We start from the raw sequence: 19,848 nt of genomic DNA, 5'->3' as shown, positions 1-19,848 counted from the left end.
CCCGGACCGTCCTGTCCGGACCGTCCTGCCCGGATCTCCCGGCCGGAGGTGCCGGCCCCGGAGGGCGGCGGGACCCGCCGGGCCGGAGCGGCGGCAGCCGGCGCCGCGAACGCTTCAGTACCGGTGCCGGGACACGTCCCGTCCCGCGGGGCCCCGGCTCCGGTCGACTCTGCGCAGCAGTTCCCTGACGGGCTTCCGCTCACGGTGGGGGCGGAGCAGGGACCGCAGCTCGGTCACGGCGTGCTCGACGCTGCGGGAGCGGATCATCGTGCTCTCTTCCAGGAACCGCGTCCACGTCAGGCAGGCGCGTTCCACATGGCCGCTCCCCGCCTGTGACTCCGCCAGCCGCGCCAGCATGAGGACCCGCCGCCGGGCCGCCTCGCAGGGGCAGCGGCGCACGGCCTCCCGCAGGGCCTGGATCATCCGGTCCCGGTCGCCCTGGTACCGGGCCAGTGTCGCCCGGTGGCAGTCGAGCTGTGCCCGGACGACCGCGACCTTGCGGGGCGACAGGTTCCGGTCGTGTCCCGAGGAGACGAGGGCACGGGCTTCCTCCATGTTCGCGCGGGCCGCGCGGTCGTCGCCGACCGCCGCACCCGCACTGGCGAGTTGGCCGTGCAGCAGGGCCCGCAGGGCGACATCGCCGTACTGGCCCTGGTCCAGCGCCGCCCGTGCCAGATCGAGCGCGGCGGACGGGTGCCCCAGGTGTCCCGCCTGCATGCTGAGCGTGCGCAGGACCCTGGCGAGGCTGTTCCGGTCACCGGATTCGTCGGCGAGGCGCGCGCTGACCCGGTAGTAGGCCTGGGCCGTGCCGTGGAGTCCGTCGTCCCAGTGGACGGACCCGGACAGCCGTGCCATGCCGGAGGCGACGATGAGCATCTCCCGCCGCAGGGACGGCTTGCCCGGTGCTGCCAGAGCCGAGGGGACGACGTTCGCCAGATGGCCGACCAGGGGGGTGCGTATCGCCCCCGCGCCCAGGAGGTCGCCGGACCGCGCGAACATCGTGGTGGTGGCCCTCGACCACTCCACCAGTGCCTCGGACAGTCCGGCCGCCTGCCCGTCCGGCCTGCGCGGGCCCTCGTAGCATCCCGTCCCGGCCGCGCGGGGAACGTCGGCGAGTCCCGTCACCGTGTAGGCGAGGTGGGACGCGCCTCCGGCTCGCGCGAGGAGCGTCAGCGTCTCCTCGGGCCGGACCGGCGGCCGTCCTTCGGCCCTTCGGCCGGTGAACCCCGCCTCCGCCGTCGTGATCGTACGTCCGAGCCGGCGGCTGAGGGCTTCGGCCACCAGGGCCGGCACCGGAGTACGGGGATGCGTGCCCGCGAGCCACTGGGCGACCGACGGCCGCTCATAGCGAAGGTGCAGCCCCGCTTCGCGTCCCATGTCGTTGACCTCGCGCGCGAGCCGCACACCGGTCCAGCCGCATTCGGCGAGCAGCGTCCTCAGCGCGGAGTTGGGAAGCCTCGGTGCGGTCAGGGTGCCCTCCTCCCCTCTACGGGTCGTGATCGGGTCGTCGGTTCCGGGCCGACGGGGCGCACGGAGACGCGGGACGCCGGGTACGGGCCTCAGCGCTCCAGGCCGTCCGTGAAGTCGAGGAGGGTGTCGAGGACCCGCCGGTACCCGTCGTAGTGCATGTTGTGGGACACACCCGCCGGTTCGGCGGTGATCGCGCGGGCGGGCAGGTGGGCGCGCGCCCGCGCCCAGGCGGCACCGTCGAGCACTCCGTCCCTTCGCGGGTCGGCCCGCATGAGCAGCAGCGGGGCGGCCACCCGTCGCAGGAGCGGGAGCAGATCGCCCGACCGGGCGCCGTCCTCGCACAGCCGGCGGACGAGGGAGGGGTCCGCCTCCTGGAGCCCCCACGCCATGGCGTCGAGATCCGCCGCGTGCCAGGACGGATTGCGCGCTTCGAGTCGGGAGCGCAGATCCCGGTACGGGGTGGCGACCAGTTTCTGCAGCTTGACGACGACGTCGTCGGGGAACGCCATGGTCGCGGGCAGGTCTTCCAGTACGAGCCCGGACAGGCGCGGAGGCGGCTCCCGCGACTCCGCGCCCACGGCCAGGACCAGTGCGACGGCCGCGCCCCAGGAGTGGCCCATGACCAGGGGGTCGGTGAGTTCGAGAGCGGCCAGGAAGCCGCGTACGTCATCGGCGGCCGCGCGCAGGCCGTAGTCGCCCGGGTCCGGTCGCACGCTGGAGCCGTGCCCGCGCATGTCGAGGGCGAACACCCGGTACCGCTCGGCGAGGTCCGGTGCCAGACGGCCGAAGCCCCGGGCCGAACCCGCGTTGCCGTGCAGGAGCACCGCGCAGGGCCGCCGGGTGCCGTCGGCCGCCCACGACAGGTAGTGGAACCGTCCCGCCGGCAGGCCGATGAACCCGCTCCTGGGCCGCGGACCGGTGGACGTGCGGTGCCGTCGCCAGGTCAGGGCGAGTGTGCGGTCGTTCTCGGGAGGCGGCGACAGCGTGAGTTCGTCACCGTCGAAGCGGACGGCGCGCACCTGCTCCGTCCCGACCCACTGCGGAACCGAGGCGATCTCCAGTCGGTGCACGACGCGGTCGCCCGTGTGGGCGAAGGTACCCGCGTACCCGAGGTAGGGCCGCTGGCGGACCAGGCCCTCCGTACCCTCCGGGTGGGGTGCTCCGTCCCCGGGGACAGCGGGCCCGGAGGCGCCGAGGTGCACGGACATGGAACCGTCGGCACCGTACGTGAGCACTCCGGTCGGACAGACGCCCATGGGATGTCCGATGACGCCGCCGCTCCGGTCGCGCACGGTGAACGATGTCAGATGCCAGACACCGACCAGCCCGGGGCACGTACGGGAGCGGCTCTCAGCGGGCATGGAAGCACCTTTCACAGGAGGTCGGGTCCAGGGGCTCGCCCCGGCCGCCCCGCTCGAAGGCGTGCGGAGGCGGTCGGGTCTCCTGGCCGGTGCGGGCGACGCCCGCGCGTGCCGGGCTCTCACCCGGCTTCCAGTAGGACCGGGCAGCCCGTGCGGGGGAAGACCCGGATGCCGTCCGACGCGTGAACGCGTTGAATCCGCCCGTCTGCCGGGAGGGAACCGCCCAGCGCCCGGGACCCTCCGCCGGCCCACTGCCCGGCATCCGAAACCGGGCCGACACGGCCCCGCCCGAGCGGATCGACGGCCTGACGCGTCCGCGGAGCCCCGGCGCGCTCCGGCGTCTCCCGCCTCCGGACGCGGCCTCCGGCGCACTCCGCGCCGGGCCTTCAACGTGTTCACGGCTACCCGGGCGCCGGCGCTTCCCGGCACCCGCCGATGCCGCACACACTGGAGGAACGTCCGGGCAGGTGCCCGATGCCGCCCTTCGCCGGTCCCCCGCGATCCGGAGCCGTGCGGGGCCGCCGGGGCCGAGGGGATCCCGTCACGCGACTCGGACGTTTCCCGTGACCCGTCGATCGAAGGGGACGGCACTCGGCGAGTGCGGTGATGAACATGGCGGCCGGTACACACCATCCCCATGGAGACGGCTCGGCCACGCCCGCCGGACCTCCGTCGGCCGGTGACGGGGCGGCGGCGCCCGGGACCGAGGAGGACCTGCCGCGGCGGATCCGGGAGTGGAACCGTACGGAGAGGGAGTACCCGCGGGAGGCGACGGCGCACGAGCTGTTCGCCGAGACGGCGCGGCGGCGGCCGACCGCGGTGGCGCTCTCCCCCGAGGGCGGCGACGACCTCACCTACGGACAACTGCTGGACCGGGTGGACCGGGTGGCGTCGGCGCTGTCCGCCCGTGGAGTGCGCCCGCGGGACCGGGTGGCCGTGGCCCTGGAGCGGTCCGTCGAGGGGTACGTGGCGATCCTCGGCATCCTGCGGGCCGGGGCGGTCTACGTACCACTGGACCTGAACTCTCCGACCCGGCTCATCGAGTCCGTCGTCAGGGACGCCGGATGCCGTGTCACGATCGTCTCCAGGGGCGATCACCGCGGACCGTCCGGCGGTGTGACGCAGCGCGTGGACATCGCCGGGGCCATGCGGGAACCGCTGCGGGACGTGCTCCCCGGGGTGGGGGCCGAGGACCCGGCATATGTGCTGTACACCTCGGGTTCGACCGGGGCTCCCAAGGGCGTGGTCGTCCCGCACCGGGGCATAGTGCGCCTGGTGCGAGGCCAGCCGGTCATGGGGTTCGCCCCCGAGGACACGGTGTGCTCGACCGTGAACCTGACCTTCGACCTGTCGGTCTTCGATCTGTTCGGAGCACTTCTGAACGGAGCGCGGCTGGTGGTCCCCACCCAGGCGACACTGCTGTCGGCGGTGGCTCTGGAGGGCCTGCTGGTGCGGGAGCGGATATCGGTCATGTGGCTGGGGGCGGCGCTCTTCCACCAACTGGCCAGGCTCCGCCCGCGGATGTTCGGCACGCTGCGGTGCCTGGTGGTCGGCGGCGACGTGGTGAGCCCCGCGGCGGTGCGCGGGGTGCTGGAGCACGGCGCGCCCGGACGGCTGGTCGACGGCTACGGGCCGACGGAGAACGCGGTCCTGTGCACGGCCCATGTGATCGATGAGGCCCCCCCGGAAGGGGAACCGGTACCGATCGGCCGCCCCCTGTCGAACTGCACCGCCTACGTGGTCCGTGAGGACGGCTCCCTCGCGGATGTGTCGGAGGAGGGCGAACTGTGGGTCGGGGGCGACGGCGTGGCGATCGGCTACCTGGGGCAGCCCGGACTGACCGCGGAACGGTTCGTTCCCGACCCCTTCGGCTCGCGCCCAGGGGCGCGCCTGTACCGCACCGGGGACATGGCGCGGTGGCGTACGGACGGCGTGATCGAGTTCCTGGGGCGGCGGGACCGTCAGACGAAGATCGGCGGCTTCCGCGTCGACCTGCGGGGGATCGAGACCGTGCTGGCGGCTCACCCCCGGGTGAGGGAGGCCGCCGTGGCCGTGGTCGAGGAGGATGGTGCGGAGCGGCTCCGCGGCTGGGCCGTGGCGGAGGAGGCGGCCGACCCGCGGACGCTGCCCGGCTGGCTGCGGACCTACCTGCGGGACAGACTTCCGGTGTTCATGGTGCCGCAGGACATCGTTCTCGTGGAGGCGATGCCGGTCGACGCGCGCGGGAAGGTCGACCGGGCGGCGCTCACGGCTTCCCGGGGCGTGATTGCGGCGGCAGCGGTGCCGCGGGAGGAGCAGCCGCTCGGGCGCACGGAGCGGGCCGTGGCCGAGGTGTGGCGGCGCGTGCTGGGTACACCCGTCGGCCGGTCGGACAACTTCTTCGACCTGGGCGGCCAGTCGTTGCAGACGGCCCAGGTGGCGGCAGCGGTCACCGCGCGGCTGGGCATACCGGCCGGACGGGAGAGCGAGGTGATCCGGTCGCTGCTGCGCAACCCCACCGCGGTCGCCTTCGCCGAGGACCTCCGGGCCCTCGCCCCCGGGCGCACGGATGCCGCTCCGGTGGACTTCGCGTCGGAGGCGGCGCTCCCCCCGGCCGTGGGCTTCGGCGCCCCGCCGGTCGACGCCCCTCGCGACCCGCGCCGTGTTCTCCTGACGGGCGCCACCGGATTCCTGGGGGTGTTCCTCCTCGACCGGCTGGTCGCGTCGGGGACCGGGAAGGTGTACTGCCTGGTGCGCGCCGACGACGACGCTCATGTCCTGCGGCGCCTTGCCGGACGCGCCCGCCGCTACGGCCTCGACCCCGAGGCGGTGCGCGACCACGTGGTCCCCGTCCCCGGTGACCTGTCCCGGCCTCTTCTGGGGCTGGGGCCCGACGCCTTCGACACCCTGGCCCGGTCGGTGGACGCGATCGTCCATTCCGGTTCCCTGGTCAACTTCGCCTATCCGTACACCACTCTCCGCACGACCAACGTGGACGGGGTCCGCACCCTGCTGGAACTGGCCTCCCGCCACCGTCTCAAGCCGTTCCACCACGTCTCCACGATGATCTCCCTGGTGGGCTTCGGGACGGCCGGGGAACGCTATGTGATGGAGGACCGGCCACCGGCCTTCCCCGAGCGGATCACGCTCGGATACGCGGAGAGCAAGTGGGTCGCGGAGGAGCTCGTGCGCCGGGCCGCCGGGGCGGGCCTCCCCGTCTCCCTGTACCGTCCGTACGAGATCACCGGCACCCGGGACCGCGGCATCTGGAACACCGACACCCTCATGTGCGCCTGGTTCCGTACGATCGCGGAGACCGGGCTGGCACCCGACGTCGGCCTGCCGCTCGACTTCGTCCCCGTCGACTACACGGCCGAGGCCATCGTCCACATCCTGCGCAACGAGGAACCCGACGGCCGGGTGTACCACCTCACCAACCCCCGCGATGCCCGGCTGGGCCTCCTCGTCGAGCGGCTCCGCGCTCTCGGGTACCCGGTGCGGGAGGTCCCGTACGGCGAATGGACCGACGCCGTCACCCGGCTGACCCGCCGCGACCCCCGCCACCCCATGACGGCGTTCATGCCGATGTTCCACGACAGTGCCGCCGGCGCGGACATCACGGTGAAGGAGATGTACTTCGCCGAGACCTTCCCGGAGTTCAGCAGGTACAACACCGAGCGGAGCACCCGCGGTGCCGGCCTGGTACTCCCACCGGTGGACGCGGAGTTGATCGACCTGTACCTGCGGCACTTCCAGGACTCCGGGTTCCTCGGCGCGCCGACCGCCGCTCCCCGGGCCACCGCCCCGGCCACGCCGGCTCCCGCGCCGCGTCCGCCGTTCATCAACGGCGCGCCCCGGATCCCCGCCGAGCGCACCCCGGACACCTCCCGTCGCCTGGTGAAGGACCTCCTGCCCCACGTGGCCGGTCACCTACGGGCCAACGCTCTGCGCCCCGCGCTCCTGCGGGGGGCCGTCACCATGGAGCAGATCCGGCGCCTGATCGTCAGCGAGCTGCATGCCCAGCCCGCCGAGGCCGCCTCGTTCGACCGGCTCGCCTCGCGCTTTCCCGCGGGTGCCGCCGGCCGGCTGTTCCGGGACGCCGCGCGGTCCCTGCATCTGGTCCGCGGACCGCTGGAAGCCGCAGCCGCGTCCCTGGGGCTGCCCGTCACCGGCGCCGACGACCGCCCCGTCCCGTCCGGAGCACGTGAACTCGCGGACTTCCACTCCGACCTCGCCCGGACCGCGTCGGCCGGCGCCGCCGCGGTGGTACTGCGCAACGAACTCGTGCTCTGGCCCGCGGTGTGCGCGGAACTGGTCCACGGCCTGTCCGTGTCCCGCACACCGGTGCCGGACCCCGTCCGCGCGTACCTCGTCCCCTTCGTCCAGCCCGCGACCGGGCTACGAGCCGCCGCCACCCGCCTCGCCGAGGACGCGGTCGGCGCCGGGGAGCCCGCCGCCGCACTGGTGCGGGCCGCCGAGCGGTTGGACCACGTGCTCACCTCCTACTGGCGCACCGTCGCCGCGCTGTGAGACCGGCGTCCGAAGCCGGGGACCCGCCCCCTCCGCTCCGCGCCGCCGTTGCTCCCCCCTCACTCACGCGCGGGGCCGGCTCCCGGCCGGGGCGGGACGCGCGGCGCCCGGAGCGCGGGCTCCGTCGACGGACCGGCCGCGGCACGCCGTCGTGGTGTCCCCCGCGCCCGCGTCACTACGGGGCGGAACCGACTCCGTCGTCGCGGGGACCGCGGATCCGTCCGCCCCGGGCTCCGCGCAGGTGGGCGGCGAGGTCCTCGATGGAGATGATCGACAGCGCGTGCTCACGGGCGAAGGCCAGCAGGCCGGGAAGCCGAAGCATGGACCCGTCCGGGGCGGCGATCTCGACTATCGCTCCCGCCGGACGCATTCCGGCGGAACGTGCCAGGTCGACGGCGGCCTCGGTGTGGCCGGGACGGGTGAGGACGCCCCCGGGCCGGGCGCGCAGCGGAAAGAGGTGCCCGGGGCGCACGAAGTCCCCGGGCCCCGCTCCACCGCTCGCCAGCAGTCTCAGGGTGGTGGCGCGATCCGCCGCCGAGATGCCGGTGGACACCCCGTGCGCGCTGCTCGCGTCGACGGAGACGGTGAACGCGGTGCCCATGGCCTCGGTGTTCCGCTCGGCCATCTGGGGCAGCATGAGCCGGTCCAGTTCGGGACCTGCCATGGGCGCGCAGATCAGCCCGCGGCACTCGCGCATCATGAAGGCGACGGTTTCCGGAGTGGCCTTCTGGGCCGCGATGACGAGGTCTCCCTCGTTCTCGCGCCTTTCGTCGTCCACGACGACGACAGGACGGCCGGCGGCGATGTCGGTGATGGCGCGTTCCACCGGATCGAGCGCGGTCCCCGTCGAGCGGCCCGGGGGCCGGCCCCGGGGCGGCCGGTGCCGGGAGGCCGGGAGACGCGGAGTGCCGGGCGGGTCGGGCACGGGCGTGGTCATACGGGACTCCGGTGTGTGGGGTGGGCGGAATTCCGCCGCAGGGCGGAGCCGTTCACGTGCTCCGGACGGACGGCACCCCGGCCCGGAACGGAGCCGCCCTCCCCCGCGGACCGGCTCCGGCCGCCTATCCGGGCCGACGCGTCCCGTCGGTGCCGGGGCGGGACGCGGCCGAGAACGGCCAGTGGGGTTCGGCGAGCTTCCGGAAGTCCCACGTACGGATCGCCCGCGGCCCGATCCGGACCCATCCGTGGAGACCGTCGTGCGGGAGTTCGGGCAGGTCGAGGTACTGCCGCGCATAGGCGCGTTCCACCTCTCGCAGCGCCCCGTGCGGCCTTCCCGTCCGCGGTACCTCCCCGACGAACTCGGCCCGCCCGGACAGTTCCACACCGCGCAGTTCGTCGAACGCCCCGCCGGCATCGACGACGGCGGCGATCCGCGGATCGTGTTCGAGGTCGGCCCATCGCCGACTGCGAGTCAGGGAGTACAGCCACAGGGCGGAGCCGTCCCACACGAACCACATCGGCGTCACGTGCGGGACGCCCTCGCGGGACACGGTCGCGACCCGGCAGACACGCTGCTCCCCGAGGAACGCGTCGACCTCGGCCCGCGACATGGTGGGGCGGGAGACCTGCCGCCGGGCCGTCATACCCACGACCCCGTGCCGGGCGGGACCGGGCAGGTGCCGCGGGCCGCGCCCGCGCGGGGGCGACGGCTCCGGGACGGGCCGTCAGGACGTCGGCGGGGCTCGGTGGGAAGGGACACGGCAACCTCCTGGGGGGACGGGTTCCCGGGACGGGAGGACGACCGCCGGAGGGCCGGGGCACCCCCGGCAGTCCGGACGTGCGGTGATCAGGGGAGCGGCCGGAGGCTCGCGTATCCCTGGTTCTCGGCCGGCCGCCATCTCAGCCTGCCCTCGTACAGGGGCTTGATGAACTCGATGACATGGCGGTAGCAGGTGACCGAGCTGTCGTGGCCGAGCATCCCGGCCGCGTCGGTCATGACCGCGGCCTCTCCGATGTAGTACCTGACTCCCGCGTCGAGTTGCTCCCGGGTGGGCCGCGAGCCCTGGTTGATGCGCCCCAGGACACGCCGGGATATGTTGCAGCAGGCGTCCCGGAAGACGGCGTCGCGGTCGATCTCCCGGCTGATGACGGCCGAGAGTTCCTCGTACACGGGATTCCCCCGCATGCCGCCGAAGGTGAGGATGTGCCGCTCGGCGGTCAGGCGCGGCACACCGATGAGGTCGTACGCCTTGAGGATGCGTCCCCGGAGCATGGCGAGGTTCTTGCGGACCTTCGCCTCGGCCCTCTCGGGGCTGTATCCCGCGGCCTCCAGGAGGATGCCCAGCTCGGTTCCCGGCGTCACCACGTCGAAGGTGTGAAAGCGCCTGTGCACGGCCAGCACGCTGAAGTTGATGATCTCCTGGCTGAAGTAGCTGTTGAACACGCTGAGTGTGAGCATGCCGTGCTCGGCCCTGTCCAGCAGTCGCGCGCTCCTGGGGTCGATCGGAGTGAAGAGGGCATCCACTGAGGGATCCGTCGGGGACATCCCGGGCTCCTTTCGTTCCTCCCCGGGCGATGACCGTTCCGAGGACGAACGTCTCGTATCGGTTCCGCCTGATCCGTTCCGCGTCCGTTCCGCGTCCGTTCCGCGTCCGTTCCGCGTCCGTTCCGCGTCCGTTCCGCGTCCGTTCCGCCCCGCCGCGTTCCGCCGCCGGGGCTCCCCGGGGCGGTCCGTCGGCGGGATCCACGGGCTCGGGGCCCCGCCACCGCGCGGCCCCGGCTCCCCCGGGGTGTGGCCACGGCCGGCTCCGGCGGGGCGGCGGGCACGCCCCGTGTGCCCCTTCCCGCTGCCCCTCCCCGCTTCCCCGTCCCGCCTCAGCCGGAGTCCTGGCCGGGACGGGCCGCGCCGGGACTCTCGTGCAGCATGGGCAGCCCACCGCCGATCTCCCCCTCGGGCGGGACCAGCCGGTCCCTCAGGGCCTCCTGGCGTGCCGCGGCGCGGATCACGGGGATGTCCTCGCTCCGGGGATACCGCGTCAGCCGCGCCCTTCTGTCCCGGGCCGCGGCGAAATGCCCTTCGAGGCTCTCGTCCTTCCGCGCCTGCGCCAGTACGTCACGGGCGCGGAACGGGGGCAGGATGTCCCTGCCGAAGAGCTCCAGCGACTCGCAGATGTGCTCGTGCCGGTTGTGGCCGACCGCCTGCAGCAGGATGACCTGATCGACGCCGGCCCTTTCGTAGCGGGCCAACTGGTCGGTCACCGTGGCCGGGTCGCCGATGGCCCCTTGCTCCGGATGGAAGGGGATGCGCTCCTCGGCCCGCTTGAACTCCCCCCAGAGGTCGGTCCGGCCGGGCCGGTGCTCCCCGAACGTCCAGACATGGCCCAGCCCGTAGCCGAAGAAGCCGAACCCGGAGGCCACTCTGCCGACGGCGACCTGCCCGTCCTCGTGCACCGAGAACCCGCACAGCGCGGCGACGTTCGCGTTCACCGTGTGCCCCGCCGGAACGCACGCGTCGGACCTGATGATGTCGTAGTACTCGCGCACCCACCCGGCCGCCTCCTCAGGCTCGACGAAGCCGAAGACCAGCGCGCCCAGACCGTTCAGGGCGGCCCTGCGGATGGACTCCCGGCGCGCGCACGCCAGCCACATCGGCGGGTGCGGACGCTGGAGGGGTTTCGGTACGACACTGCGGCAGGGCATCGTGAAGTAGGCGCCCCGGCAGCCCGGGTAGGGGTCGAGGGCCATCATGTTCGCCGCCTCGCGGGCCCCCTCCTCCCACATGGCCCTCTTCTCGTCGTACGGGATGCCGAAGGCCTCCAGTTCGATGGCCGTGCTCCCCTCCCCGGTGCCCCACTCCACCCGCCCGCCGCTCAGGACGTCCAGGGTCGAGATCCGCTCCGCCAGACGCGCCGGGTGGTTGATGCGCGGAGACGTGAGGGTGATGCCGTGCCCGAGCCGGATGTTCTTCGTCCGCTGGGTGACCGCGCCGAGCAGCACTTCGGGGGCGGACGAGTGCGAGTACTCCTCCAGGAAGTGGTGCTCCACCGCCCAGACGTAGTCGATGCCAATGCGGTCGGCCAGCTCGATCTGGTCCAGGGCCTCGGCGAACTTCCGCTGGTCGCTGCCGCCGTCCCAGGGGCGCGGCGACTGCATTTCGTACAGGATTCCGAACTTCATCTGCGTCCTCCCCGTCCTCCGCGCGCCTGCCGTTGCGCACACCGGCCGGATACGGGACGTCCGGTCACCCGTCCGCGCGTACAGCAGGCCGATGCCGCCGGGGCGCTCCGGCGTGCCCATGCCACGCGCCCCAGTCTGGGACCGCGGGGGCGACGGCGGGAGTGAGGGGCGACGGCCCGTCGGTTGATTCCCGGCGCGCGTTAAGCGGACCGGGAGTGCCCCCGGACCGTGGGAGGCGACGCGTGGCGGACGAGGGCCGGACGTCCCCGGCCGCGACGGGTGGCGGCGGATCGCGACGGCCGCCCGTGCGTCCGTACCGGGCGGGCCGCGACGGACTCCCCGCCCCGTCGACCCGCCCGGCGCGGCCGTGCCTGCCCGTCGGGCTCCCCGGCACCGGACCGGGTGCCGGCGACGCGTGCGCCGAACCCCCGGGCGCGACGGCACCCGGGGTCCCCACCGGAACGACACCACGGGTCCCAGGGGCCCGGCGCCGTCGGTGGGAGAAGGAACGCGGCCGGTCGTCAGCCCGTCAGCAGGGTGATGTCGCGGGCGTGGCGGGCGTGGAGGAAGGGGAGGGGGATGAAGCCCGAGGGGCGGAGTTCCAGCAGGGTGGCCTCGGCCCGAGCCGCGCCGGCGCGCAGGGAGCCGCTGGTGGACACTCCGCCGGTGTGGGTCCAGTGGTGCAGTCGGCCGTCGCAGGTCGCCCGGCTGCCGCCGATGCCGTAGTGGGTGGCGTCGGCGCCCTGGGCCACCGAGGAGCCCAGGAGCACCGGGCCCTTGGCCGCGGTGCAGCGATAGGTGCCGGACAGGGTGACCGTGCCGTCGGCGGTGACACGGCCGGTCGCGGCGATGGTGATCGTCTCCGCGGCGGCGGCCCTCGCGGTGGTGGCCCTCGCGGTGGTCCTCGCGGTGGGGGACACCGCCGCGGTCGTGTGCGCGGGGGCCGTTCGCCACGTGGCGGCCGTCTGCGCGGCGGGGGACACCCCCGTGGGCGTCACCGCGGTGGGCGTCACCGCGGTGGGCGTCAGCGGGGTGAGCGGCGTGACGGCCTGCGCGGGGGCCGTCGGCAGGAGGAGGGCCGCGCCCGCGGCCATGGCCAGGACGGCGGTTCGTACGGGCATGGGGACTCCCTGTCGGCTTGGCTGTGTGTCGGGGCTCCACTGGTACCCGGCGGGCCCCTCCGCGCCCGTGACCTCACCCCTTCGGTGGCGAGCCGCGCCACCGGGCCGGGCGCGCGGGGCCGCGGCGGACGCCCGCCCGCGCCACCGCCCGGCGGGGAGGCGAACGGGTGCTCTATCCTTCGGCCGTGACGAAGCGGCGGCGGTCCCTCAGCAACGCGTTCCGCACCCTTGACCGGGTCCTGGGCGGGCAGAGGCCCCCGACTCGGCTCCAGAGGCGGGTGGCGGAGCACCCGTACGTCGCCGGGCTGTGCGTGACCGTCCCCTACATCCTGTTCTTCCTGCTGATCGCCCCCGAGGACGAGCCCGGCAACCTCCCCTTCGCCACCCTGGGCGGTCTCGCCGTCGGGACGTGCTTCACGCTCACCGCCCTCGCGGAACGCTCCCGGCAGCGGCGGCTGGAGCGCACGCGGAAGGTCTGACCCGCGCGCTCAGGGAGAAGCGGGCCTCCACGCCCCCGACCCGCGGTCCCCTCCTCCCGTCCTCCTGCCCCCGTCCCCCTGTCCTCCTGACGCGGGGCCACCCCTGCCCGGGCACCGGACCGGTGGAATCCGGACACCCCCTCGGTCCCCGTGGCCCCTCGCACACGGGAGCGGCGTCTCTCGCACACGCCGCTGACCAGGGATGCCGAAAGGTGACACATGTCACGTAAAGAAAATGTGAGAAGCGTGCAACTCTTTGCGGCCTCCGCCGGTCGACCCTGGCGACGCATCAACACCTTCCTCCTCATGAGGTTCATATGAAGATTCGCCGCACTCTGGCTGTCGCCGCCGCCACGGCCGTGATAGCCCCCGCAGCGCTGCTCGTCGCCCCGGTCGCCCACGCGGCGGACGACGCCCCGTCGTCCCCGGTCAGCGAGTCGGCTCCGGTCCAGGAGGAAGAGGCCGCCGTCACCACGGAGAGCCCCGACGTCGAGGAGACCGAGGAGGAGACCACCACGGAGGAGTCCTCCCCCGAGGAGACCCCCTCGGAGGACACCACCACCGACGAGGAGACGACCCCGGCCGCCACGGAGTCGGCGACCGCCTCGCCCAGCGCGACCGAGTCGGCGAGCCCCACGGCCTCCCCGTCCACGTCGGTCTCCCCCTCCGCGTCCGCCTCCGCCTCGCCCTCCAAGGGCCCGGCCGAGTGCGACGAGGAGGACATGCGGTTCGACGACGACCTGAGCACCGGCCTCTCCGGGCTGCCGTCCAAGATCGTCGCGGGCAGCGGCTTCCACAACTTCAAGCTGAACGTCAGCAACCAGGGGGACAACTCCTACCAGCGCGTCGACCTCGGTGTGTTCGCGGCCCACATCGACGAGGACGACTTCTTCATCGAGACGGACCACCTCACGCTGCAGTTCAAGGACCCGGCCACCGGCGCCTGGACCGACATCTCCCTGGGCCAGGACGACGAGGCCGCCGGATACCTCGGCTACACCGACGTCCGGGCCAACGAGTCCTTCTCCATCGACCTGCGCCTGAGCGTCGACAAGAAGGCCCCGGCCGGCTACGGCTTCGCCATCAGCATCGGCATGTACGCCGACGACGAGGGCAACTGCGTCTACTCCGGCGACGACGACTACTACGAGTTCGACATCCTCGCCGCCGGTTCGGCCCCGGTCGACACCGAGGCCAAGCCCCAGGGCGGCAGCAAGCCGCTGCCGACCAAGCCCTCGGGCGACATCCAGATCGTCCCCGAGGGACGTCTCGCCGAGACCGGCTCCAGCTCCGCCCTGCCGGCCATCGCCCTCACGGGCGGCGCCGCGGTCGCCCTCGGCGTCGGCGCCATGTTCGTGGTGCGCCGCCGCAGGAGCGCCGCCTCCGGCACCACCGCCGTCTGACGCACCCTTCGGGCCCGCGGGGGCCGTGTCCGCCGTTCACCGGCGGGCGCGGCCCCCGCGGCGTTCGTATGACGTGACGTCCGTACGACATGACCCGCGCGCGCCGTGACCTGCGCGCGCCGTGGGCCGCGCGCGCCGCGTCAGTCCAGTGTCCGGCGGTAGACCTGCCGTGAACCGCCCTCCGGGCCCGGCTCGGCGTCCTCGGCGGGGGTGAAGCCCAGACGTTCGTAGAAGACCCGCGCACCACTGGCCACGGCTCCCGGGTGGTCGGCACCGAAGGTGACCACCTCCAGGGTGCCCGGACCCCGGACGGACCTGCGGACCGCCTCGGCCATCAGCTCCCGGCCGACGCCCCGCCCGCGCGCTCCCTCCGAGACCACCAGCCAATGCACATGGTGGACGGGCGGCTCCGCGCCGAACAGCAGCCCGCCGAGGAGGTCCCCCTCGGGGGAGACGGCGACCAGCGCCGCCGCCCGCGCGATGTGGTCCCGCACGGCGGTGTGGAAGCCCGGTTCCCCGACCAGCGGGCCGAACCAGTGCTCCACCTGGGCGGCCAGGCCGAGCAGTCCGGGGAAGTCCGGCTGCCCCGCGAGTCTGACGATCATGCGGGCAAGTCTCGCAGACGGCCGCGGGGCCGAACGGGCGCCGGTGCGGCGGGGGGCCGGCCTCCCGCCGCCGGGCGGCAACGGTCCACCGGGCCCACCGGTCGCGCGCCGCCGGCGGCTCCGTCCCGGCGCCGAGGTCCCGGCCCGAAGGACGTACGGCGTCGGAGGGCTCCGGCGGGGGTCAGGGCAGTACGGCGTGGCCGTCGAGTTCCACGAGGGCCCGCTCGTCCCACAGGCGGGCGACCTGGATCACCGCCATCGCCGGGTAGTCGCGTCCCGCCAGGCGGTGCCAGACGCGGCCGAGGTCGGCGGCGTGGGCGCGGTAGGCGGCCAGGTCGGTGGCGTAGACGGTGACGCGGGCCAGGTCGGCGGGGGTGCCGCCGGTGGCGCGCAGAGCGGTGAGCAGGTTGCCGAGGGCCGTCGCGAACTGCTCGGGGAGAGTGGCCCCGGTGATCCGGCCGTCGGCGTCCAGCGCGGTCTGGCCCGCGAGGAACACGACCCGGGAGCCGGTGGCCACCACGGCGTGGGAGAAGCCGGTGGGCGGCGACAGCTCGGGCGGGTTCACACGTTCGGCGGTCATGCGTGGGCCTCCGTACCGGGGTCCTGGTCGGGCGGGGTGCGCGGGGCGGTCCTGTCCGGGGGCGTGCTCCGCGTGCCGTCGCCTCCCGCCCCGTCCCGGGCCCGGTACAGCTCCTTGGCGATGATGCCGCGCTGCACCTCGCTCGCGCCCTCGTAGACACGCGGCGCGCGCACCTCCCGGTAGAGGTGTTCGAGCAGGTGGCCCCGGAGCAGGGCGCGGGCGCCGTGCAGTTGGACGGCGCGGTCGACGACGTACTGCGCGGTCTCGGTCGCCAGCAGCTTCGCCATCGCGGCGCGGCGCGGGACGTCGGGGGCGCCGGCGTCGTACGCCGTGGCCGCCGCGTACACCATCAGGCGGGCGGCCTCGGTGCGCAGGGCCATCTCCGCGACCTCGTGGGAGACCGCCTGGAGGTCGCGCAGCTTGCCGCCGAAGGCGTCGCGGGCGGCGGTGTGGGCGAGGGTGGCGTCCAGGGCGGCCTGTGCCATGCCGACGGCGAGGGCGCCGACGCTGGGCCGGAACAGGTTGAGGGTGTCCATGGCGACCCGGAAGCCCTGGTCCGGCGCGCCCAGGACGTCGGCGGTGGTGACGTGGACGCCGTCGAGGACGAGGGTGCCGATGGGGTGCGGGGAGAGCATGTCGAGCGGCTCTCCGGTGAGGCCGGGCCGGTCGGCGGGGACGAGGAAGGCGGTGACGCCCCGGGCCCCCGCGCCGGGGGTGGTGCGGGCGAAGACGGTGTAGAAGTCGGCCTGGGGGGCGTTGGAGATCCAGCGCTTCTCGCCGGTCAGCCGCCAGGCGGCCGACTCCCGGGGGGAACGCCGGCGCCTCGGGGCGGCAGGCTCCGCCGCCGGCTGCCCCGGCTGCCCCGTCGGCCCGGTCGGCCTGGTCAGCCCCGGCTGCCCCGTCGGCCCGGGTACGGCCGACGCCCCCTGGGCCCCCGGCGGCCCGGAGTGCTCGGCCGGTCCCGACTCCCCCGGCGGCTCCGGCTCCCCCGGCGGCCCCGGCGCCACCCGTTCCGCCCGCAGGGACAGGGCCGCCGCGTCCGAGCCCGCCCCCGGCTCGGTGAGCGCGAAGGCGGCCACCGCCGACCCGTCGGCCACCCGGGGGAGCCAGCGGGCGCGCTGGGACTCGGTGCCGTGGGCGTGGACGGGGTGGGCGCCCAGGCCCTGGAGGGCGAGGGCGGTCTCCGCCTCGGTGCAGACGTACGCGAGGGACTCGCGCATCAGGCAGAGGTCGAGCGCGCCCGAGGTGAACAACCGGGGCAGCAGGCCGAGGGCGCCGAGTTCGGCGAGGAGGGGGCGGTTGACCCGGCCCGGTGCGCCCCGGTCGGCCAGGGGGCGCAGCCGTTCGGCGGCGAGGGCGCGCAACTCCTCGCGCCAGGCGAGTTGCTCCGGTGTCAGTGAGAACGCCGTCATCGCCGGTCCCCTCCCTCTCCGCCGGGCCGTCCCGCCGACGCCCCGGCCCGCCTCCGGCGACGCGCACCGACGGCCCGGCGCCCCGACGCCGTCGAACCGCGCCACCACGTCCACCGCTTCACCGCCCGGCCACCTCCCCGGAACGACCGCTCCGAGAGTATCGCGCCCCGTTGACTGTCGTCACCAACACGATACGCTCCTGATGCGAGCCCACCACGGCAAAGGGGGCGCACCGCCATGGCAGACCCACACCGTTCCGCCCATGTCGACACCTTCGCGCGCGAGCACCTGCCACCCGCCGACCAGTGGCCCCAGCTCCGCTTCGACCTGCCCGAACTGCGCTACCCCGAGCGGCTGAACTGCGCCGTCGAACTGCTCGCCGGGCCGCCGGGCGACCGCCCGGCCTTCCGCACCGACGACGGTTCCACCTGGACGTACGGGCAGTTGCGGGCCAGGGTCGACCGAATCGCCCACCTCCTCACCGGCGGCCTCGGGGTCGTCCCCGGCAACCGGGTGCTGCTGCGCGGTCCCACCACGCCCTGGCTCGCGGCCTGCTGGCTGGCGGTGCTCAAGGCGGGCGCGGTGGCGGTCACGGTGCCCGCCCAGCAGCGCGCCCGCGAACTGCGCACCCTCTGCGACATCGCCCGCGTCCGGCACGCCCTGTGCGACGCCCGCTCGGTGGACGACCTGGCCGCCGCGGGGATACCGGGGCTGCGGATCACGGCCTACGGCGGGGACTCCCCGGACGACCTGCTGCGCCGCCCGGCGCCCGGCACCCCGTACCCGGCCGCCGCGACGGCCGACGACGACGTGGCGCTGATCGCCTTCACCTCGGGGAGCACCGGGCGGCCCAAGGGCTGCATGCACTTCCACCGCGACGTGCTGGCCGTCGCGGACACCTTCTCGCGGCACGTCCTCGCGCCCCGCGCCGACGACCTGTTCGCGGGCAGCCCGCCGCTCGGCTTCACCTTCGGACTCGGCGGCCTGGTCGTCTTCCCGCTGCGGGCCGGCGCCGGTGCGCTGCTGCTGGAGCGGGCGGGGCCCCGGCACCTGCTGCCCGCCGTGGCCCGCCACCGGGTGTCGGTGCTGTTCACCGCGCCGACCGCCTACCGGGCGATGCTCGACGAGCTGGACCGGTACGACATCACCTCCCTGCGGCGCTGCGTCTCCGCGGGCGAGAACCTCCCCGAGTCCACCTGGCGGTCCTGGTACGAGCACACCGGCCTGCGCATCATCAACGGCCTCGGCGCGACCGAGCTGCTGCACATCGTCGTCTCCGCGGCCGACGGCGACATCCGCCCCGGCACCACCGGGCTCCCGGTGCCGGGCTGGACGGCGCGGGTGCAGGACGAGCAGGGCGTGCCGGTGCCGGACGGGCGGCCCGGGCTGCTGGCGGTACGCGGCCCGGTCGGCTGCCGCTACCTCGACGACCCGCGCCAGCGGGAGTACGTACGGGGCGGCTGGAACATCACCGGGGACACCTACGTCCGCGAGCCGGGCGGCCACTTCCGCTACGTCGCCCGCGCCGACGACATGATCGTCTCCTCCGGGTACAACATCGCCGGACCCGAGGTCGAGGAGGCTCTGCTGCGCCATCCGGACGTGGCCGAGGCGGCGGTGGTGGGGCGGGCCGACGAGGCGCGCGGCCAGATCGTGGTGGCCCACGCCGTGCTGCGCGAGGGGGCCGTGCGGGACGCCGGGGCACTGCGCGCGTTCCTGCTGTCCGAGCTGGCGCCGTACAAGTGCCCGCGCGAGATCCACTTGCGGGACGCGCTGCCGCGCACGGCGACCGGCAAGCTCCAGCGGTTCCGTCTGCTCGCCCCTCCGGAGGGCTCGGGCGACCTGGCATGAGGGGGCCGGAGCACGACGATCTAGGATGATCAATGTGTCCGACCTGCACGTACCGCATGCCCCGAGGTCCCTGATCGTCACGCTCTACGGCGCGTACGGCCGCTTCGTGCCGGGTCCCGTGCCCGTGGCGGAGCTGATCCGGCTGCTGGCGGCGGTCGGGGTGGACGCGCCGTCCGTGCGCTCGTCGGTGTCCCGGCTGAAGCGGCGCGGACTGCTGCTGCCCGCCCGGACGGCCGCGGGCGCGGCGGGATACGAACTCTCCGCCGAGGCGGTCCAGTTGCTGGACGACGGGGACCGGCGGATCTACGCCGACGCCCCGCCCGGCGACGAGGGCTGGGTGCTCGCCGTGTTCTCGGTTCCGGAGTCGGAGCGGCAGAAGCGGCACGTGCTGCGCTCCCGGCTGGCCGGACTCGGCTTCGGCACCGCCGCCCCGGGGGTGTGGATCGCCCCGGCCCGGCTGTACGAGGAGACCAGGCACGCGCTGGGCCGGCTCGGACTCGACGGCTACGTGGACTTCTTCCGCGGCGAGCACCTGGGCTACGCGCCCACCGCGCGGGCGGTGGCGCGCTGGTGGGACCTGGACGCGATCGCCGCGGAGCACGAGGCCTTCCTGGACCGGCACGCGCCGGTGCTGCGCGCCTGGGAGAAGCGGGCGGACACCCCGCCGGAGGACGCCTACCGCGACTACCTGCTGACCCTGGACTCCTGGCGCCACCTGCCCTATACCGACCCGGGGCTGCCGACCGCGCTGCTGCCGCCCGACTGGCCGGGTGCGCGTTCGGCCGCCGTCTTCCGGGCGCTGCACGCGCGGCTGCGCGGGGCGGGGGCGGTGTTCGCGGGGGTGGCGGACGACCCGGGCGCGGAGGACGGCCCGGGGGCGGAGGACGGCCCGGGGGCGGAGAACGGCACGGCGGTCCGCGGCGGCTGACGCCGGTCGGGGC

Annotated in this window: 14 protein-coding genes and 1 pseudogene; 5 read left to right on the top strand and 10 right to left on the bottom strand. The window is 74.6% G+C overall.

Annotated features, from left to right (window positions below; translation table 11 throughout):
- Positions 1 to 114: 114 nt before the first annotated feature.
- Together GTY84_RS09040 and GTY84_RS09035 are read right to left on the bottom strand one after the other, a co-directional pair.
- On the bottom strand, positions 115 to 1,377 hold the full coding sequence (locus GTY84_RS09040) for a hypothetical protein (protein ID WP_161225623.1): 1,263 nt from the start codon (positions 1,375 to 1,377) through the stop codon (positions 115 to 117).
- A 182-nt stretch (positions 1,378 to 1,559) separates the two neighbouring features.
- A complete protein-coding gene (locus tag GTY84_RS09035) occupies positions 1,560 to 2,831 on the bottom strand; it encodes an alpha/beta fold hydrolase (RefSeq protein WP_161225622.1) in 1,272 nt (423 codons plus the stop codon).
- 612 nt (positions 2,832 to 3,443) lie between these two features.
- Here GTY84_RS09035 and GTY84_RS09030 point away from each other — a divergent pair.
- Entirely contained in the window at positions 3,444 to 7,340 is a 3,897-nt protein-coding gene (locus GTY84_RS09030) for an amino acid adenylation domain-containing protein (protein ID WP_161225621.1), read from the top strand.
- A 229-nt stretch (positions 7,341 to 7,569) separates the two neighbouring features.
- Here GTY84_RS09030 and ribB read toward each other — a convergent pair.
- The 5 genes and pseudogenes from ribB to GTY84_RS09005 all read right to left on the bottom strand — a co-directional run.
- Positions 7,570 to 8,166: pseudogene (gene ribB, locus GTY84_RS09025) on the bottom strand (3,4-dihydroxy-2-butanone-4-phosphate synthase); the annotation flags it as partial.
- Between the two features lie 235 nt (positions 8,167 to 8,401).
- On the bottom strand, positions 8,402 to 8,923 hold the full coding sequence (locus tag GTY84_RS09020) for a pyridoxamine 5'-phosphate oxidase family protein (protein WP_161225620.1): 522 nt from the start codon (positions 8,921 to 8,923) through the stop codon (positions 8,402 to 8,404).
- Between the two features lie 203 nt (positions 8,924 to 9,126).
- The gene (locus GTY84_RS09015) at positions 9,127 to 9,825 is read right to left on the bottom strand and encodes a tRNA-dependent cyclodipeptide synthase (RefSeq protein ID WP_161225619.1); all 699 of its coding nucleotides are present in this window, start codon (positions 9,823 to 9,825) and stop codon (positions 9,127 to 9,129) included.
- Between the two features lie 329 nt (positions 9,826 to 10,154).
- Positions 10,155 to 11,456, bottom strand: a complete 1,302-nt coding sequence (locus GTY84_RS09010; protein WP_161225618.1) for an LLM class flavin-dependent oxidoreductase — start codon at positions 11,454 to 11,456, stop codon at positions 10,155 to 10,157.
- Between the two features lie 521 nt (positions 11,457 to 11,977).
- Complete coding sequence (locus GTY84_RS09005; protein WP_202550207.1) at positions 11,978 to 12,577, bottom strand: DUF6299 family protein; 600 nt, start codon at positions 12,575 to 12,577, stop codon at positions 11,978 to 11,980.
- A gap of 185 nt (positions 12,578 to 12,762) precedes the next feature.
- Here GTY84_RS09005 and GTY84_RS09000 point away from each other — a divergent pair, with 185 nt between their 5' ends.
- On the top strand, positions 12,763 to 13,056 hold the full coding sequence (locus GTY84_RS09000; protein ID WP_161225617.1) for a hypothetical protein: 294 nt from the start codon (positions 12,763 to 12,765) through the stop codon (positions 13,054 to 13,056).
- A gap of 317 nt (positions 13,057 to 13,373) precedes the next feature.
- Positions 13,374 to 14,459 carry a hypothetical protein gene (locus tag GTY84_RS33590; protein WP_237532147.1) on the top strand — a complete coding sequence of 362 codons (1,086 nt, stop codon included), beginning with the start codon at positions 13,374 to 13,376 and terminating at the stop codon, positions 14,457 to 14,459.
- 140 nt (positions 14,460 to 14,599) lie between these two features.
- On the opposite strand, the gene GTY84_RS08990 is transcribed toward GTY84_RS33590, so the two are convergent.
- From GTY84_RS08990 to GTY84_RS08980, 3 genes are all read right to left on the bottom strand, one after another.
- Positions 14,600 to 15,064: a GNAT family N-acetyltransferase gene (locus GTY84_RS08990; protein ID WP_161225616.1), complete on the bottom strand. Its 465-nt coding sequence runs from the start codon at positions 15,062 to 15,064 to the stop codon at positions 14,600 to 14,602.
- Between the two features lie 181 nt (positions 15,065 to 15,245).
- Complete coding sequence (locus GTY84_RS08985) at positions 15,246 to 15,644, bottom strand: Rid family hydrolase (RefSeq protein ID WP_161225615.1); 399 nt, start codon at positions 15,642 to 15,644, stop codon at positions 15,246 to 15,248.
- Complete coding sequence (locus GTY84_RS08980; protein ID WP_237532146.1) at positions 15,641 to 17,056, bottom strand: acyl-CoA dehydrogenase family protein; 1,416 nt, start codon at positions 17,054 to 17,056, stop codon at positions 15,641 to 15,643. The genes GTY84_RS08985 and GTY84_RS08980 overlap by 4 nt, the downstream gene beginning before the upstream one ends.
- 237 nt (positions 17,057 to 17,293) lie before the next feature.
- Between GTY84_RS08980 and GTY84_RS08975 the strand changes: the two genes are divergently transcribed.
- Positions 17,294 to 18,907 (top strand): AMP-binding protein, encoded by a 1,614-nt coding sequence (locus tag GTY84_RS08975; RefSeq protein WP_161225614.1) that lies wholly within the window; start codon positions 17,294 to 17,296, stop codon positions 18,905 to 18,907.
- Between the two features lie 25 nt (positions 18,908 to 18,932).
- Positions 18,933 to 19,835 carry a PaaX family transcriptional regulator C-terminal domain-containing protein gene (locus GTY84_RS08970; protein ID WP_161225613.1) on the top strand — a complete coding sequence of 301 codons (903 nt, stop codon included), beginning with the start codon at positions 18,933 to 18,935 and terminating at the stop codon, positions 19,833 to 19,835.
- The last annotated feature ends 13 nt before the right edge of the window (positions 19,836 to 19,848 follow it).

This window comes from Streptomyces sp. SID8352 (assembly GCF_009862265.1).
GTDB lineage: Bacteria > Actinomycetota > Actinomycetes > Streptomycetales > Streptomycetaceae > Streptomyces.
This window is presented reverse-complemented; position numbering and strand designations above follow the sequence as displayed.

Coding starts and splice junctions, on each gene's coding strand:
- GTY84_RS09040 (WP_161225623.1), bottom strand. CDS start 1,377: ATGGGACGCGAAGCGGGGCTGCACCTTCGCTATGAGCGGCCGTCGGTC.
- GTY84_RS09035 (WP_161225622.1), bottom strand. CDS start 2,831: ATGCCCGCTGAGAGCCGCTCCCGTACGTGCCCCGGGCTGGTCGGTGTC.
- GTY84_RS09030 (WP_161225621.1), top strand. CDS start 3,444: ATGGCGGCCGGTACACACCATCCCCATGGAGACGGCTCGGCCACGCCC.
- GTY84_RS09020 (WP_161225620.1), bottom strand. CDS start 8,923: ATGACGGCCCGGCGGCAGGTCTCCCGCCCCACCATGTCGCGGGCCGAG.
- GTY84_RS09015 (WP_161225619.1), bottom strand. CDS start 9,825: ATGTCCCCGACGGATCCCTCAGTGGATGCCCTCTTCACTCCGATCGAC.
- GTY84_RS09010 (WP_161225618.1), bottom strand. CDS start 11,456: ATGAAGTTCGGAATCCTGTACGAAATGCAGTCGCCGCGCCCCTGGGAC.
- GTY84_RS09005 (WP_202550207.1), bottom strand. CDS start 12,577: ATGCCCGTACGAACCGCCGTCCTGGCCATGGCCGCGGGCGCGGCCCTC.
- GTY84_RS33590 (WP_237532147.1), top strand. CDS start 13,374: ATGAAGATTCGCCGCACTCTGGCTGTCGCCGCCGCCACGGCCGTGATA.
- GTY84_RS08990 (WP_161225616.1), bottom strand. CDS start 15,064: ATGATCGTCAGACTCGCGGGGCAGCCGGACTTCCCCGGACTGCTCGGC.
- GTY84_RS08985 (WP_161225615.1), bottom strand. CDS start 15,644: ATGACCGCCGAACGTGTGAACCCGCCCGAGCTGTCGCCGCCCACCGGC.
- GTY84_RS08980 (WP_237532146.1), bottom strand. CDS start 17,056: ATGACGGCGTTCTCACTGACACCGGAGCAACTCGCCTGGCGCGAGGAG.
- GTY84_RS08975 (WP_161225614.1), top strand. CDS start 17,294: ATGGCAGACCCACACCGTTCCGCCCATGTCGACACCTTCGCGCGCGAG.
- GTY84_RS08970 (WP_161225613.1), top strand. CDS start 18,933: ATGATCAATGTGTCCGACCTGCACGTACCGCATGCCCCGAGGTCCCTG.